Source organism: Streptomyces sp. A 4/2 (assembly GCF_940670765.1).
Classification (GTDB): domain Bacteria; phylum Actinomycetota; class Actinomycetes; order Streptomycetales; family Streptomycetaceae; genus Streptomyces.
In genome coordinates, this window is record NZ_CALNVW010000023.1 from 79,211 (window position 1) to 94,797 (window position 15,587).

The following is a 15,587-nucleotide window of genomic DNA, read 5'->3' on the forward strand; positions in this document are numbered from 1 at the left end:
TGGGAGAGGCGGGTCCGGCCACCCCTGTATCGCCCCACGAGAGGCAAGACCGATGGACGAGGCCACCGAGCAGCAACCCCGCGTGCCCGGGGTGAAGTACCAGAAGGTCACCCGGCACCGGACGCAGACAACCGTCATCGACGGCATCCCCTCTACGCGCCAGGTGCCGTACGCCGGTTGGGAGCCGGTCCCGCCGCGCGAATGGGACGACCTGATCTTGCGCGGCGTCACCGGCGTGGCAATCGGCTTCACGGGCATCGCCGTGGTGGCAGGCACCGCCAGCCTCGGCGGCCTCCTCGACCCGTTGGTCCCGTCCGTCGTCGCGTACAGCATGGGCAGCGTGTTCGCCCTCGCGTGGCTGTACTGCCTCGGTATCGAGTGGCTGAACAGGACCGCGCCCGGCCGGGCCCGCCCCGCCAAAGTCGCCGGGTGGGTTGCCGTGGTGATCAGCATGGGTGCCATCGCCGCCTACGGCCACACCCTGCACCAGCAGTGGGCAGGCGGCTTCGGCGCAGGCATCGACCTGCTCGCGAAGGGCTCGTGGTGGCTGCTGCTCCGCGAGTACGCAGTCCCGCTCGACGCGGACGTCGCGCACTGGGTGGACGACCAGGAGCAGAAGCTCGCTGGCCGCGCGCTGCTCGCCGGCCGGGTCCGCCGACTCAACAACCGGGCCGCCTACCAACGGGCCGTCGGAGGAGCCGAGTTTCAGGCTGCTGACGCGATCCTGACCCGTGCTGAGACGACGCGCAGTCTCCCCGAAACCGCAGCCGAGCACGCTCCGGAGCCTGCCCCAGCCCGAGCCCCTGCCCCTGCCCCAGCTTCCCCGCTGGATCCATCCGTTGCCCCTCCGGTAGTTCCCCCGGCTTCTCCGGCTGGGCCCCAGACCACCGCCCCCGCGCCCCCGGTTGCCCCAGCGGTCAGTCAAGGCAGAGAGGAGCAGAAGGCCCCGGTCCCGCCCGTCACGCAGATCACCCGGCAGTCGATCGCCGCGATCTGCCGCAAGGAGATCGCGGACAACCCGAAGATCAGCGACGCCGACTTGGTCACCGCGGTGAAGATGGCCGGCCACCCGGACCGCTCGAAACTGCCCGACACCGTACGACGCACCGCCCTCCGGATCGACCCAAATCGTCGGAAGGCGTCATGAACGACGAAAGGTTCACCCTCGCTTCGGTAGCCGAGAGCGGCGAGAGGGCCCTGGACGAAGTTCTGGCGTCGCTGTCCGCAGGGGACGAGGAGGACCTGGTCGAGGTTCTGGAGTCGCTGTCCGAGCGGGGCGAGAACGCTCTGACCGAGGTTCTGGAGTCGCTGTCCATGAAGGACCCCGGTGCTCAGACGAAGGCCCTGCCGCGCACCGTGCGCCGCATCGACTCCAAGGGGAAACCATCGTGACCTTCGTTCTCGTCGTCCTGGTCGCCGCAGCCTGGTACGTCCTGCGACGGCCGAGAGCGGGAGACTCCGCCGCAGCCCGAGCCCGCCACCTCCGCACCTCACGAAGCCGAGAGGCCGCCCAGTGGGAGTCCGGCGCCGTGGGGGAGCGGCGCACCGCGGCCAGACTCTCCCCGCTGTGGCTACGCCTGTGGTGGGTACTGCACGACCGCCGGTTGCCGACCGGCCGGGCGAACGTCGACCACCTGGTGATCACCTTCTTCGGCGTCATCTTCGTGATCGACACCAAACGGTGGAGCAGCCGCTTTCGGGTCCGTGTCGTCGGCGGCCGACTCCTGCACGGTGACATGGACGTGACGGACCGACTGCGCGGCCTTCGGCACGAGGCCCGGACCGTGGCCGCTGTCCTCGGCCGCCCCGTCATCCCGATCGTCGCCATGGACGGCCCGCCCATCGACGGCGGCGAGCTGTTGCTCGACGGCATCCGAATCGTCCCCGCCGACCGGCTGGTCCCCGTGCTCAAGGTCCTCAGTCGGCAGCTGTGTGGCTTCGGCCCGCTCATCGGCTGGCACGCCGCCCGGCTCCTCAAGCCGTACGGAAGGAACTGACCCGATGGACCTCCGCCCGCGCACCCTGATCCGCGCGTTCAAGGACGGCGTCGCCGAGGCGAAGGCCAGCGACGCCAAGACCGGCACAGACGAGACCATGCCGGACCCACCGGCCGCGCCCAAGCCTCGCGGACTCCGCATCGGCGACCGCCCGCGCGCCTGGTGGGAGCCGAAGCCGGTCATCACGACCGAGCCGGTCGAGGACGAGGCCAAGCCCAAGGCCGACGGCGAGCCGTGCGACCACCCCATGCCGCACGCGGTCCACTCCCGCCCCACAGGCGAGCTCGTCGCGTACTGGTGCGAGGACTGCGAGACGCAGCTCCCTGTCCCTGAAGACGACGAGGATGACGAGGACGAGGAGGAGGGCGGGGGAGTCCCGGCCCGGATCCGGCGCCTCTGGAAGTCCCGCGACGCGAGCAAGAAGACGTACAGCCGCCCCGCCTTCGGCAGCGGCAAGTCGCCGAAGCAGTCCCTCGCCGAGTGGTGGGGCGGGATGCGCCCGTCCACCCGCCACGGCCTTTACAACGGCAGCGCGCTCGCCATCGGCCTCTGGGCGGGGATCGTCCAGTTCTTCACCAACGAGACCGCCTACCTGGTCGCGACCTACGACTCGTGGACCGCCCTCGGCGTCTGCTTCTGGTATGGCGTCGCCCTCGCCATCTGGATGGTCGACCACAAGTTTCGGGGATGGTTCCCGCCCTTCGCGCTCCTGGCCCGTGTCCCCCTCGTCTCCATGATCGTCGGCAGCTTGCTGTACAGCACCGCCTGACCACCCCACCCGGAACGGATCACTCAGCATGCAATTCCTTCCCGCTCTCGGCTCCGTAGGTCTCGCCGGTGCCCTGACGGCCCTTCTCTTGCTTGGCACCAGCACCGGCGGCAGGATGAAGCAACTGGGCTGGGGCGCCTGCCTGGTCCTGTCGATGATCGCCGGGTCTGCGTACAAGGCGGCTGGCGCGCCCTTCGACCTCGTATCGAGCTTCGTGCACGACAGCATCGGGCTTTTCGCTGACGTCTTCCCGGGCTACAGCCTGGCGGCTATCGGCCTGACCCTGGTCATCGTGATCTTCTACATGAAGCTCACGACCCGCGGCGTGTCCATGCTCGGCATCTTCTTCTGGTATGTCGCCGCCGACGCGGGCGGTAGCTTCGGTGTGGTAGCCGACAAGATCGCCGTGATCATGCAGAGCCTCGCGACATGAGCGCCGCCCACCTGCATACGGTCCCCGCCCCCCAGCCAGACCACGACACGGCCGAGCCGGGGGAGTGGGCCGCCCCTGTCCGCGCCCCGCTCTCGATTCCTCAGCAGCTCAAGAACCCGCCCACCGGCGGCGAGTTGGAGGCCGATGCCGACGGCCAGGACGAGGAGGAGGCGGAACCCACGCCCCGCACCCTCGCGATGCCGAACCTCCGGCCGTACTACGACGTACGCCCGCTCGTCGCGCTCGGCCCGCTCGTCGTAGAAGTCGGCAAGGCCAGCGGCCCGCCCCTCCTCCGGTTCCTCGTCAAGGTCTTCCGCGCCCTCGGCAAGGCCAGCGGCCCGCCCCTCCTCCGGTTCCTCGGCAGGGTCGTCCACGTCCTCGGCAAGGCCACCCACGAAATTGGCCAGATGCTCCGCTTCTACATCCGGGGTCTCCTCGTCCTCCTGACGATCCTCACCGGATGGTTGTCCGGAAACATCGGCAAGCGCGGCTCCATCGGTGCTCGGTTCGCTGGCGCCGGGTTCGCCATGTACTGCGTCTTCCGGCTGTGGGTCCAGCACCCGGCTGCGCTGTGGCTGCTCACTGCCGCCCTGATCGTCACGCTGACCCACGCCGCGAGTGGACGTATTCAAGTTCCCAGGAGCAAGACCGCGAAGAAGGGTGAGAAGGAGACGAAGGCCGAGGACGAGACGAAGGGCGAGAAGGAGACGAAAGGCGAGGCCCCAGAGAAAGCGACGAAGCAGTCGAACGATGTCTCCACGGACGCCAAGAAGGAGGAGGCATCCGCCGAGCCCCGCAAGGGGCTGCTGGGCCTCCTAGGCGGTCGCCGGAGGCCCTCCGCGGCCGACCCCGTCGGTGCCCCGCAAGGCTCTCCCGGAACGACCGGAAAAGAGGTCACTGCGGTCCCCCAGGAGGACCCGTTGACCGCCCTGATTCGAGAGGCGATCGGCACCGACAACGGGGTCCACCTAAGCGCCCTCCGCCCCCTCATGCGAGACCGTCTCCCGGGCCTCTCCCAGGCCACCAACCAGCAGCTCCGTAAGACCCTCACCGACGCTGGGTGGGACCCCTCCCGTAAGTTCCGCTCGCGGGGGGTCCCTGGATGCGCCGGAGTGCACCGAGAAAGCCTCCCGCCACTGCCCTCCCCTAAGGGCGGCAAAAAACTGGTCTCTGGGCAGCTCTCCGCCCCCGGAGACCGCTCTCGACCTGCGAACTCTCCACGAGCGGAGAGTGGCGAAGAGTGGTCCGAAGAGGATGTGAAGAGGGGCCACCGCTTCATCCCGGACCGCGAAAGGGGCCCGGCCGCCTGGAAGATCGAGCATCATGGAGGTGGTCTGAAATGACAGAGGGGGCCCGATGTTCCAGTACCGCTGCGAGCAGTGCCGTACGACGTCGCCCTCGGTTCTCACCCGCAGCTCGTTGGACGAGCAGCGGCAGAAGCACCGCCACCTCGCCCATGGTGGTCACATCCCGGACGGCGAGCGGGTCTTGGCGCCGGAAAAGTTCAATGCCTTCGACGTCCCCTTGCAGCAGTGGATCGTCGGCGGGCTGATGGCCCTCACCTTCACCCTGCTGATCCTGTTCCGCACGCTGTAGCCCCCGGGGGCATCCCGAGGGTTGCGCGCTCTTTGTGCGGCCCTCGCTGTCTGCCCTGCGGGATAGGCTCGACTCGTCCCTGGATGACGGGTTGCGGAGGCTTCGGTGGCAGGCACAACAGCGTTCGTGTGGGTCCTCCTCGGCGCCTGTGGCGTTGCGATCGTGACGGTCCTCGCACGGGCAAGGGTGGACATCGCGCGCATCCAGTCGAAGACCGGCGACCGCGCCCCTGCCCGCCGGGGCTGAGGGTTAGGCCGCAGGCCACCCGGACGGGTGATCAGACTTCGGAAGTGGCCCGGCCACCCGGCTTGATCGGTACGGTCCGGAGACCGAAGGCGATCACACCGAGGAGCCCCATGTCCCACGGCTGTCGCGACTGTGACACCTGCACCAAGCCCGGTCTCGCCCGACTCGTCCAGAACTGGCTGGTCGGGATGCTGCACCTGTGCACCGCTGGGATCTCGTGGCTGATCAAGCACGGGACACGGAAGCACTGCCCGCAGTGCCGTCACCAACTGGCCGGGCACCAGCGGCGTCTCGACGGCTCGTTCGTCGACTGACCCCGAGGCAGCAGAAGGGCCCCGACCTGGTCACCAGGTCGGGGCCCTTCTGCGTTGCCGGTCAACCGTTGTCGGTGGTCGGCGCGCGCTGCCGCAGCGGGGGCACCTGGTATTCCTTGGCGATTCCGGTGACGGTTGCTTCCGTCCACGGGACGTGCTTGGCGAGGGCCCCGTGGGAGACCCGGGCGGTCCGCAGCTCCTCGGCGATGGCGGCGCGGGCGGCGTGGCGCAGCTTCTCCTCCTGCTCGACGACGTCCTCCCATGCCTTGATCGCGGCCAGCATCTTCTCGCTGGGCCGGTAGTCGGCGTACGTGTTGCGGGGTCCGGTTCGGCTCATGCCCCGAGTGTTCCACAAGCCGGTTTCGGCAAACCCGGTCAGGGGCTCAGGTGCAAGTTTTCCTGATCTAATTTGGGTAAACAGGTTTCCCTAAATCTATTTGGGTATGATTGGAAGTGAACCACTTCACACCCAGAAAGGCCCCCGGATGACCGAGAGCTACGCCCAGAAGCTCGCCTCCTCCTCTCAACTGGCCGCTGCGGCCTTCGTGATCGGCACCCTGGCCGAGCCCAGCGAGCGGAACGCCGAGATCGTGAAGCTCATGGACCGGGCCGACGTGATCGCCGTCCACATCGTCAATGACTTCGACCCGCACCTGGCGGACCCCGTCGGTAGCGAGACTCTGTGTGAGGAGGCGGTGCACCGCGCGCTCAACGACGAGCAGACCGGCAGGATCTCCGGTCTCTGCGCTCGCTGCGAGACGGCCGGCCAAGAGCGCGCCATCTCGCGCGAGAAGTACGGGACCGGTGACCGCGTCCTGCTCCCCGACGGCTCCGCACGGGCCGTAACGGGCACCATGCGCAGCGCCGACGGGGATCTCTGGCTCTATGTCGGCGACGGCGTGGCCCACCGCGCCGACCGCTGTGAGCGGGTCGATACCTCCCGCGTCGGTGAGGCCCGCGCGACCGCCTGCCGCGCCGCCGGAGTGCTCCGCGCGGGCAGCGACACCGGCGAAGCCGCCGACGAACTGGGCAACGCCCTGCGCTACCTCGCCCAGGCCGACCCGGACACGCTCGCCGAACTGAGCGCGACCGGCACCCGCCTCACCGTCGAGGTCCACCGGCTGACCGTCGCGCCCGGCGACATCCTGCACCAGTACGGCGTCCGCCTGAACGTCCTGGACACCGGTATCTCGACCTCCGGCGAGCCGCAGTGGTGGGCGTCCGTCCAAGGCGTCACCCAGGCCGACCGTCGCGTGACCTACCGCGCCCCCTGGACCACCGGGATCGGCGTTGAGTACGCCGCGTGGGACCTGGTGACCGTCGAGCGCATCGCGCCCACCCCCCTCTCTTCCTGAGCAGCACCGAATCCGACACGACAACCGAGGAGCAGCAGCATGTACGACGTCACGATCAAGGCCGAGGGCATCGACGATCGCGGCTACCACTGCACCGACGGGGCCGAACTGCGGACGCTGGTCTACGGGGTGGTCCGCGCCCAAGGTGAGGTGGTGAACGACAACGCTGACCTGATCGCCGAGATCAGCGGCGCCCGCTCGGCCGCGGACTTCGGCGGCATCGGCTCCGTCGGCGCAGGCGACTGCACCGTGACCGTCGCGGAGGTCGAGGACTGGACCGAGTTTTCGTGCCACGGCCACGAGAACTTGTACGTCGGGTTCGGCGAGACCATCCGGTGCGACGGGACGTGCAGGCCGAGGCGGCGCTTCAACCGGGCGGCAATGATCGACCTGGTGGGCGCGCTCGACGCCGCCGCCCTGGACGCTGCGGGCGGCTGCGGTGCGTGCGGCCTGGAAGCTGACCAGATGTGCGCGGGGTGCAAGCGCTGCAACTGCGAGCGGCACGACGCCTGCGAGCGGCCGATCGGTACAGCAGTCGCCGCCCGGTAGCGGTCGGACGCCCCTGGACGCCCCGCTCTCCCTGGTGGAGGGCGGGGCGTCCTGCTGTCCGGCGCGGGCGGCGCACCCCAACAGGCCATTTTGCCAACCTTTTGCCTAGTCACTTTTCCAAAATGGGTTATCCGAAATCGATTCAGGAAAGGATGTGGATGTCACACCACACCACCAAGTAAGGCGAAAGGGGCACACGTGAGCGCCATCAAGGATCACGGCCACCAGCCCACCCGGTGTCTCAAGTGCAGGCGCATCCTGCGCCGTCCCACGGCCGACGGCTACGGCCCGAAGTGCCGGACGAAGGTTCGCAAGGCCACCCGCTCCGAACACCTCGGCCAGTACAAGCCGCACCTGGTCGAGAAGGCCGTCGAGCTGCTGGAACAGGGCGGCCTGATCCCCCTCCGCAAGAGCAGCAAGAACCGCGTGTTCCTCGCAGTCTCCTCGGACGGCTCGACCGCCTACCGCTCCGCACCCGCCGCCTGCAACTGCCCGGCCGGCCTCAGGGCCGTGCACGTCTGCAAGCACCGGATCGCCGCCCACATCCTCACGATCGCCGCCTGACCCCCACTCCGAAGAGAGGCCCCGGCATGAACCAGCACGCGAAGGCCGCCACCCGCGCCCGCCTCCTCGCCGACCTCATCCGAGGCCGCGCCGACCAGCACCCCGAGGGCGGCGAACTCCGCAGCATCGTCCAGAACCTGAGGCGCGCTGCAGGAGCGTTCCGCGCGGCAGGCCCGACCAGCGGCGTTCCCAACCTCGCCGCCGCCTGCCTGACCCGAGCACGAATGACCGCTGCCCGCACGGACACCGGCATTGCAATCACTGTCTTCGACTACGTCACGGCCCCGGTCACCGGCTGGACCCCGTACCTTCCGGACCTGCTCCCCGCCGACCCCAAGCATGTACGGCAGGAGAACGAGCTCCACGCCCGGAACTTCGAACTGAGCGGCCACCTGGACAGCCGCGAAGAGGACGTATTGACCGCCGCGCTCGTGGCCCTGGTCGACCTCCACGGAGAGTACGAGCGCCTGGCTGCCGAGGTCGCCCTCCACGGCCGCGCCGACACGCCCCCCACGACCTTCCGGCCGCACACCGGCAGCCGCACCGCGGCCCACCTGCCGGGCCACCTGACCGTGTTCGACGGCGGCCTCATCCTCGCCGAACTGGAAGTGCCCTACGACATCACGCCCGGCGAGATCTGGCAGCTCATCCGAACCGCCGAGCCCGCCCACCGGGCCCTCGCCGCATGACCCGCACCCCTCCACCCGCCACGAACGGAGCACCCATGCGCCCCTACGCCACCGCCCAGAACATCGGCACCCGCGACACCCAGTGCGACGCGACGGCCATCCACACCGCCCCCAGCGGCGCCCGGGCGTACGTCCTGCTCGACGGCATCGGCTCCTCCCAGGCCATCCGCGAGTGGACGGTCACGGCCGCCCGCCGCCTGGCCCGCGCGGCCTCCCGCCGGGGAGACGCTGAGGCCGGACTGCGCCACATCTACGAGGGCTACGCGGCCGACCCCGACCGTGAGGACCCGTACGAGCTGCGCTACCTGCCCTCCGCTGCGGCGGTCGTCGCGGTTGTCGTCCCCGGCCAGCCGCTCCAGGTCGCATGGGCTGGCGACTCCCGCGCCTACCTCCTCGTGCGCGGAGTCGCCCGGCGGCTGACCGAGGATCACAACCTTCGCCGGGTCTACCCGCCGACCGCGACGTACCCGCACGGCGGGAACCGCAACCGCATCACCTCATACCTCGGCGGCGTGGACGATGACGAGCAGCTGACGCGGGAATACGGCCACCCGGCGATCGAGTCGGTGACCGTCCCGCTCGACGGGCCGTGCCGCCTCCTCCTCGCCTCGGACGGCGCCTACGAACCCCACGACGATGCCCGACACGACCTGTACGCCGAGCTGGACGACGACCCGCTCGCAGGCGTCGCCACCGCCTTCGTGAACCTCGCAGTCGAGACCTCACTCCGCACCACCGCGGCGGCCGGAAGCGGCGTGGTTCACAGCAGCCCGCACGCCGACAACGCGACCGTCCTCCTGGCCGACCTCGCCTGACCACCCTCCCCAGGGGCGGGCCCGACGAGGCCCGCCCCCCCTGCTCACACAGGAGAAGCGAATGATCGACGTCCAGCCCGCCGAGACCGGCCGCATCGTCCATGTCCGCATCGGCGCCTTCCGCCGCGCCTACCACCCCGACGCCACGTGCCCCGCACTGAACGACAAGGTGGGAACGTACCGCGGGCAGGAGTCCATGGCGGAGGCCAAGGCGCAGGAACTCGGGCTGGCCCTGTGCGGCAAGTGCCCGCCGGCTCGGCCCCAGCCGGTCGACGAGGAGTTCGCCGACCGACCCATGTACGAGGTGCCCAGGGATGAGCGGCACACCGCGCGGCCGTTCACCGTGGTGGTCAACGGCCCGGACCGGCACCACGGCTACCTCCCGCACTGGTTCGTGATCGAGGAGTACAGCAGTGAGCGGGCGTGGGCCAAGGTGCTGGCCTGGTACATGGTCGAGAACGAGACGGTCGACGCGTACGTGATCGCGAGCCGCTGCTTCCAGGGCGCCTCAGGCAAGGACTTCTACACCGACCTGCGCCCGGAGTACGCCCGCCAGGCCGCGCTCGACGACCTCGCGGACCAGGCGGCCGAGATGGTCGAGCAGTTCCACAAGGAGACCCGGGACCTGGTCCGAGAGGACGGCCAGACCCGGCCCGGCCAGGAGGGGACGTACGAGACCGCGCTCGGCGACGTCGCGTTCTCCGCCTGGCCGCTGGTGCTGGAGATCGCGGCGAACGACGGCCGCGACTGACGACGGACACACTGTCTGGACAGTGTCCGGACAGGGGCTGACCTGCGCTTTCCCTGTCCGGACACCGGTACCTCAGTGGACTCTAAGCGTTAGCCATAGTGTCCACTCACTAAGAACCCTGCCGGGAGGCACAGTGAGCACCACCACCCCGCCCAAGACCCCGACCGTGGCCATCGCGCGCATCCTGCGCGGCCTCGGCCTCGCCCAAGGCGGCGACTTCCGCGTGACCGGCGACTACCGCAACGGCGAGCGCATCGGGACGTTCGTCCTGACCCTCTCGCACCACGCGGACGAGACGGTCGTCGCGAACGCCGACGAGATCGAGCGCCTGGCGGGCGAAGGCCCCTTCCCGTTCCGCGTCTCGGTGCGCTACCCGAGCGGCGACCGCCCCATGACAGGCGTCGCCAACTACGGCTCCCGGGTCCGGGAGACGCCGCCCGCTCCACCGCAGCCGACCGCACCCGAGCCCACCCCGGAACCCACCGTGCCCGAGCCTGCCCCCGCGCCCGAGCTGCCCCCGGCCGACTCGGTGGCGAGTAAGTTCCTCGAGGGAGCCCGCGAGCGGGCATGGGGACGGCAGCGGGCACGCGCGCTCGGCTGGTCGACCGCACAAGCCGACCTGATGGCCGCCGCGGCGGCCATCCAGCTCCAGTACCGCCAGGACGGCGTACTGCGCCACTTCCCCCGGCCCGGCTACGCCGGTCAGCCCGTAACGGAAGGCCGACTGACCCCGCTGGTGAACGCCGGACTCCTCGTCATCTCCGAGCCCTTCGGCCCCGGACACAAGAGGGTCAGCGTCACCGCCGACGGCCGCGACGCTCTGCACCTCTGGAGGGTCTACCGGCCGACCCCGGTCATGAAGGGCCCCCGGATGGACCGCGAAGCGCTCCGCCCGCTCCTCTGCGGCGAGCTGGCCACCAGCCAGAGCGCAGCCGCTGACGAGCAGTACCGGCAACGCCTGGCCGAACGGGAGGTGATGCACGCGGCCATGGATGAGCTGCACGCCTGGGAAGACCGCGACGAGCGGCTTTGGAACGTGTGGGCCCGGGTGCAGGACATCACGCACCGCCTTGGCCGCAGCCGGCCTGTGGGCTGGGTGCCCACCGACGAGGAGATCGAGAAGCACCGCATCGACCCCGACCTAGTCGCCAAGCTGCGCGCCGAAGCCGGATGCCCTACGCCGAAGCCGGAGCTGCCGAAGACATCCCCGCTGCGCCCGAGGGCGCTGCCCCCGCTCACGGTCGCGCCGGACGACGTCGAGCAGCTCGACCTGTTCGCGGAAGCGTCCTGAATCGCGCGAGCGGAGCTCCTACGCTGATGAGTGATCTGAATGGAGACCGGGATGAGTGGACCGACCCGGCTGGACATGGCCCGCAGGATGAGCGGCGGGTACGGGACCGGCGAGGGCCGCGTCGGCCTGGCCGACCGGAGTGCCGTCCCCGACGAGGCGGCGGCATCGTGCGGGACGTGCCCGACGGACGCGGTGCTGTACTTCGTGGACTCCGCCGAGGAGGACATGCGCTACGCATGCCTGGAGCACGCCGCCTCGGTGGCGTACTCGGTGGCGGTCGCCTCGACGGCCGGCCTGGACGTGCCCGCATCGGAGCGCGGAGCCGACGACCGGCGCTGGCGGCGGTAGCTCAGCACAACGAGCGCCCGCCTGCCGCCCTCTTCGGGCAGCAGGCGGGCGCTCCTCGTTCCCCAAGGGGGTCAGTCGATGGTCGTCTTGGCGGCAGCGGCGCGCCTGTTCGCGGTGGCACGGTGGCCGGCGGCGATGTCGTGGACTCGCTGGGGGGTGACCTCCAGGGGGCCGGACAGGGTCTTCGCGCTGTGCTGCGGCATGTCGAGCAGGGCCCGGACGGTGACCTGCCTCTGCTCGCGAATCCAGGCCGACAGGTCCGGCACGGCCTTGAGTGCACGGCCGAGGGCCTGCGCCCGCTCGACGGTCGGCTCGCCGGCCAGCTCGGCGAGTGCGGCGAAGGGGGCGGGGAGTTCGTGGCGATCCATGCCAACACCTTAGTGCCCGCCCACTATGGCGCGCGTCATGCTCGACACCCAAGGTTGACTCCGGAGGGTCCCGACCTGCGAAAACGTCCCTGATTTCTTTTCGTCACCCCGGTACCTCAAGTGGGATCACGCGTTAGGCATAGTGTCCACCCACTAGCCCCTAAGTCCTGGGAGCCAGCCATGACCTCCAACCTCACCGCCCAGCGCTGGATGATCCGCTACTCGTACGCGACCGACGAGCCTTACGTGCGCAACGGCCGCCAGGTCAACACGACCTACCTGAACAACGGTGAGGAGAGCCTGACCCCCCAGGAAGCGGCGGCGGCCATCGCTCGCGATTTCCGCCACGAGGGTCCCTTCGCGGACATCGAGATCTGGCAGGAGAGCGAGCAGGATCGCGACGCCCGCCTCGCCACCCGCCGCCGCGAGCAGGCCCGCGACCGGATGGGCGAGGGCTGGGACATGGGCGGCGCCAACTGACCAGTCCGACCACCAACGGCCCGGCAACCGCCGGGCCGTCCGCATTCCCGAACGGAGACACGGCCTTGACAGACATCGAGATCATCCACACGCGAGCGGACGGCACACTCCTCCACGGCTCCTCGAAAGGAGATGGGGTCTTCGAGCTCGTGAGACCCCATGGCTTCTGGTCCTCGCGCAACGTCGACGGCCTCTACATCCGGCGCTCGCAGGACAAGGAAGCGCAGATGTGGCGGATCAACGGCGCGGCCGAGGCGCTGCGCGCGGCCGGCCACGAGGTGACGATCGAGGTCAAGGAGGAAGTGCGGCGGTCCTTCGCAGAGGCCGAAGCCGACCGCGCCGACCGCGCCGAGGGCAGGGTCGAGCGGTTCAGTGACCGCGCGGGCCGGGCCGTCGCCTCAGCGGACGCCCGGCGAGCAACCGCCGACCAGATCTCGCAGCGGTTCGAGTTCGGACAGCCCATCCTCGTCGGCCACCACAGCGAGGGCCGCGCCCGCCGCGACGCCGCGCGGATCGACACGAACATGCGGAAGAGTTTCGAGGAACGAGACCGGGCGTCGCACTGGGCGGACCGAACTCGGGCGTCCGAGAACTACGAGGCGTACCGCAACAACCCGCAGCGCACCCTCCGGCGCCTGGAGCGGCTGCGCGCGGACCTACGGCAGCAGGAGCGGCACCACACGGAGGCCGTTGAGAAGGGCTACAGCTCGGTCGACCGGCACGCACGGTTGATCCTCGACTTGACCGAGGAGATCGCCCACTGGGAGCAGATCGTCGAGAAGGCCAAGGCTGAGGGCATGAAGATCTGGGGCCCCGCGGACTTCGCACCCGGGGACTTCGTGCTCTACAGCGGCTCCTGGTATCAGGTGGCCCGGGTCAACCCGAAGACGCTGAGCATCGCATGGAACCTGCGGCTGGCCCCCAAGGCGGTGATGACCCTGGTGGACGCCGATTTCAACGGGCGGACCTCGACACATAGCGCCGACTACACCCAGGCGCGGGCCCGATGCCCCGAGGACGCGATGGACGCCTTCCTCGCGGACGGGAAGGTCCCCGGCATCAAGTCGGCCCGCGTGGCCTCGGAGGCGGCCCCGGCCGACGTCATTCGCGAGGCCCAGGCCAAGGCGAAGATGGCGAAGGCGAAGAAGGCCACGCGCCGCAGCGACCCGAAGATCCCGAAGCGGATCAGGCTCACGTGCGAGAAGGGCGCGACCGATGCGACGCTCACGTGGCTGGACGGCCGGGGCCGACCGCACAAGGACCACCCGGCGGTGACCGTCCCGGGGCCGGTGGACCCAACGTGCATCGTGCCCGAATGGTCCGGAACGCTGCAATCGCAGGTTGCCGAGTTGCTCGCCGAGCGCGGCCTCACCTCCTGCGGCGACTGGGTCGGCCGGGACGGCGGCATCGTCCGCGCCATCGCGCCGGTAGCGAAGACGGAGCCGGAGGCCCCCGCGGGCGACGAGGATCAGGCGCCGGTCGACGAGCCGGGCGAGGACCCGAAGGTAGTCGAGAAAACCCCGTCTGACCTGCGATTTCTTTCGAGCAACCCGGTACCCCAGGGGTCTTCCGAAGTCGGTCATAGTGTCCACCCGCTAAACCCCACACCGCACAGTGAGAGGCCGGGAACCATGACCGACATCGCCGCCACCGCCACCGTCGAGGTCGCCAAGGTCACCGAGACGGCCCCCGCGAAGAAGTCCACCCGCAAGGCGACTGCCAGGAAGGCCCCGGCCGTGAAGAAGGTGGTCGAGCCCACCAAGGCCAGCAAGCGCCGCGAGGTCGTCGCCGAGAAGGCCACCGCGACCGCCGAGAAGGCGGCCACCCAGAAGACGATCCCGATCGACCGGATCGACCGCGACCCGAACCAGCCTCGCGAGCTGTTCGACCAGGCCAAGCTGGAGGAACTGGCGGGCTCCATGCGGAAGCTGGGCCAACTTCAGCCGATCAGCGTCCGGTACGACGTTGGCACCAGGAGGTACACGATCATCATGGGCGAACGCCGGTGGCGCGCGGCCAAGATGGCCGACCTCACCGAGATGACGGCCCTCGTCCTGCACGGCGCGGTCAGCGGCTCCCCCGAACTCCTCGCCAAGCAGGTTGCCGAGAACGTCGGCCGCGCGGACATGACGCCCATGGAAGAGGCGAAGTCCTTCAAGGACCTGGAGAAGGCCGGGTACACGATCGACGACATCGGCGAGATGTGCGGCAAGGCCCCGGCCTACGTCGGGTGGCGGATCGACCTCCTCAAGCTGTGCGACTCCGCGCAGGACGCACTCGCCAAGGGCCTGCTCGGCGTCAACCTGGCCTGGTACGCGGCACAGCTGAGCGCCCAGAACCAGATGCGGTTCCTGAGCCGGTACACCCAGGGCGGATTCGCCAACGACCGGGACGCGGAAGCGTTCGTGAAAGCGTGCCGCGCCGAGGAGGAGCGGCGCGAGTCCCAGGGCTCGTTCTTCGTCCTGAGCGATGAGGCCACCGGCAAGAAGGGTGACGTCCAGGAGTCGATCCTCGGCGAGCACGACGTGCCCGAGGAGGAGCGCGAGCGGATCATCTCCGAGCGGTCGAAGCTGACGAAGAAGATCGAGCGCCTGTCGGCCGCCGGCGAGATCCTGGCCGAGTTGGCCACCGCGGACCCGGAGGAGCTGGCCCTGCTGCTGGCCGGAGCGGCCGGAGGCGTCGAGGTCCACAGCAAGCGCATGGAGCACCTGCGCAAGCTGACCGGCAAGGTGATCGGGAACCTGACCAAGGCCCAGGCCATCGCCTCGGTGCGGGCCGGTGGGATCGAGATCAACCCCGACGCGGTCGGCCCGGAGGCGGCCGAGGACACCACGGAGACCGAGGCCGCCGCCTGACCTCCCTTCACCAGGCCCGGACCTTAGTGTCTAGACACTAAGGTCCGGGTGGGGAGGGCCGACGCGCCCCTCGCGGGAGTTCACAGCGCCCCCTCCCCGCCCCCCGCCCCGCCAATCGCGGCGGCCACAGCGGGACTCACGACCTCACCACCACCGGCCCACCGGCA

Annotated in this window: 21 protein-coding genes; 19 read left to right on the forward strand and 2 right to left on the reverse strand. The window is 69.8% G+C overall.

The genetic code is table 11. From position 1 onward, the window contains the following. The first annotated feature begins 52 nt into the window (after positions 1-52). From NBY69_RS18125 to NBY69_RS18165, 9 genes are all read left to right on the forward strand, one after another. Complete coding sequence (locus NBY69_RS18125; protein ID WP_250302129.1) at positions 53-1,147, forward strand: hypothetical protein; 1,095 nt, start codon at positions 53-55, stop codon at positions 1,145-1,147. Beyond that, positions 1,144-1,392, forward strand: coding sequence for a hypothetical protein (locus NBY69_RS18130; RefSeq protein WP_250302041.1), 249 nt, complete (start codon positions 1,144-1,146; stop codon positions 1,390-1,392). Before NBY69_RS18125 ends, NBY69_RS18130 begins: the two co-directional genes overlap by 4 nt. Further along, positions 1,389-1,997 (forward strand): nuclease-related domain-containing protein, encoded by a 609-nt coding sequence (locus tag NBY69_RS18135; protein ID WP_250302042.1) that lies wholly within the window; start codon positions 1,389-1,391, stop codon positions 1,995-1,997. Before NBY69_RS18130 ends, NBY69_RS18135 begins: the two co-directional genes overlap by 4 nt. Before the next feature lie 4 nt (positions 1,998-2,001). Next, on the forward strand, positions 2,002-2,766 hold the full coding sequence (locus NBY69_RS18140; protein WP_250302043.1) for a hypothetical protein: 765 nt from the start codon (positions 2,002-2,004) through the stop codon (positions 2,764-2,766). A 28-nt stretch (positions 2,767-2,794) separates the two neighbouring features. Further along, positions 2,795-3,199, forward strand: a complete 405-nt coding sequence (locus NBY69_RS18145) for a hypothetical protein (protein ID WP_250302044.1) — start codon at positions 2,795-2,797, stop codon at positions 3,197-3,199. Then, positions 3,196-4,542: a hypothetical protein gene (locus tag NBY69_RS18150; protein ID WP_250302045.1), complete on the forward strand. Its 1,347-nt coding sequence runs from the start codon at positions 3,196-3,198 to the stop codon at positions 4,540-4,542. The genes NBY69_RS18145 and NBY69_RS18150 overlap by 4 nt, the downstream gene beginning before the upstream one ends. A gap of 13 nt (positions 4,543-4,555) precedes the next feature. After that, entirely contained in the window at positions 4,556-4,795 is a 240-nt protein-coding gene (locus NBY69_RS18155) for a hypothetical protein (protein ID WP_250302046.1), read from the forward strand. Between the two features lie 105 nt (positions 4,796-4,900). Next, positions 4,901-5,041, forward strand: coding sequence for a hypothetical protein (locus NBY69_RS18160; RefSeq protein WP_250302047.1), 141 nt, complete (start codon positions 4,901-4,903; stop codon positions 5,039-5,041). Positions 5,042-5,151: 110 nt separating this feature from the next. Continuing rightward, positions 5,152-5,355 (forward strand): hypothetical protein, encoded by a 204-nt coding sequence (locus NBY69_RS18165; protein WP_250302048.1) that lies wholly within the window; start codon positions 5,152-5,154, stop codon positions 5,353-5,355. 61 nt (positions 5,356-5,416) lie between these two features. Here NBY69_RS18165 and NBY69_RS18170 read toward each other — a convergent pair whose 3' ends face one another. Next, the gene (locus NBY69_RS18170) at positions 5,417-5,692 is read right to left on the reverse strand and encodes a hypothetical protein (RefSeq protein WP_250302049.1); all 276 of its coding nucleotides are present in this window, start codon (positions 5,690-5,692) and stop codon (positions 5,417-5,419) included. A 148-nt stretch (positions 5,693-5,840) separates the two neighbouring features. On the opposite strand from NBY69_RS18170, the gene NBY69_RS18175 reads away from it, so the two are divergent. The 8 genes from NBY69_RS18175 (at position 5,841) to NBY69_RS18210 (ending at position 11,717) form a co-directional block, all read left to right on the forward strand. Next, a complete protein-coding gene (locus NBY69_RS18175; RefSeq protein WP_250302050.1) occupies positions 5,841-6,710 on the forward strand; it encodes a hypothetical protein in 870 nt (289 codons plus the stop codon). 39 nt (positions 6,711-6,749) lie between these two features. Beyond that, complete coding sequence (locus NBY69_RS18180; RefSeq protein ID WP_250302051.1) at positions 6,750-7,259, forward strand: hypothetical protein; 510 nt, start codon at positions 6,750-6,752, stop codon at positions 7,257-7,259. A gap of 198 nt (positions 7,260-7,457) precedes the next feature. Further along, positions 7,458-7,823: a hypothetical protein gene (locus tag NBY69_RS18185; RefSeq protein ID WP_250302052.1), complete on the forward strand. Its 366-nt coding sequence runs from the start codon at positions 7,458-7,460 to the stop codon at positions 7,821-7,823. Between the two features lie 26 nt (positions 7,824-7,849). After that, entirely contained in the window at positions 7,850-8,512 is a 663-nt protein-coding gene (locus tag NBY69_RS18190; protein WP_250302053.1) for a hypothetical protein, read from the forward strand. Between the two features lie 35 nt (positions 8,513-8,547). Next, positions 8,548-9,327 carry a mucin-2 gene (locus NBY69_RS18195; RefSeq protein ID WP_250302054.1) on the forward strand — a complete coding sequence of 260 codons (780 nt, stop codon included), beginning with the start codon at positions 8,548-8,550 and terminating at the stop codon, positions 9,325-9,327. Positions 9,328-9,388: 61 nt separating this feature from the next. Further along, positions 9,389-10,078, forward strand: coding sequence for a hypothetical protein (locus tag NBY69_RS18200; protein WP_250302055.1), 690 nt, complete (start codon positions 9,389-9,391; stop codon positions 10,076-10,078). A gap of 133 nt (positions 10,079-10,211) precedes the next feature. Further along, a complete protein-coding gene (locus NBY69_RS18205; protein WP_250302056.1) occupies positions 10,212-11,369 on the forward strand; it encodes a hypothetical protein in 1,158 nt (385 codons plus the stop codon). Between the two features lie 51 nt (positions 11,370-11,420). Further along, entirely contained in the window at positions 11,421-11,717 is a 297-nt protein-coding gene (locus NBY69_RS18210) for a hypothetical protein (RefSeq protein ID WP_250302057.1), read from the forward strand. Between the two features lie 71 nt (positions 11,718-11,788). On the opposite strand, the gene NBY69_RS18215 is transcribed toward NBY69_RS18210, so the two are convergent. Beyond that, positions 11,789-12,085, reverse strand: coding sequence for a sigma-70 family RNA polymerase sigma factor (locus tag NBY69_RS18215; protein ID WP_250302058.1), 297 nt, complete (start codon positions 12,083-12,085; stop codon positions 11,789-11,791). Between the two features lie 180 nt (positions 12,086-12,265). Here NBY69_RS18215 and NBY69_RS18220 point away from each other — a divergent pair, with 180 nt between their 5' ends. Both NBY69_RS18220 and NBY69_RS18225 read left to right on the forward strand, forming a co-directional pair. Continuing rightward, on the forward strand, positions 12,266-12,565 hold the full coding sequence (locus NBY69_RS18220; protein WP_250302059.1) for a hypothetical protein: 300 nt from the start codon (positions 12,266-12,268) through the stop codon (positions 12,563-12,565). 65 nt (positions 12,566-12,630) lie between these two features. Continuing rightward, positions 12,631-15,420 carry a ParB/RepB/Spo0J family partition protein gene (locus NBY69_RS18225; protein WP_250302060.1) on the forward strand — a complete coding sequence of 930 codons (2,790 nt, stop codon included), beginning with the start codon at positions 12,631-12,633 and terminating at the stop codon, positions 15,418-15,420. Positions 15,421-15,587: the final 167 nt, after the last annotated feature.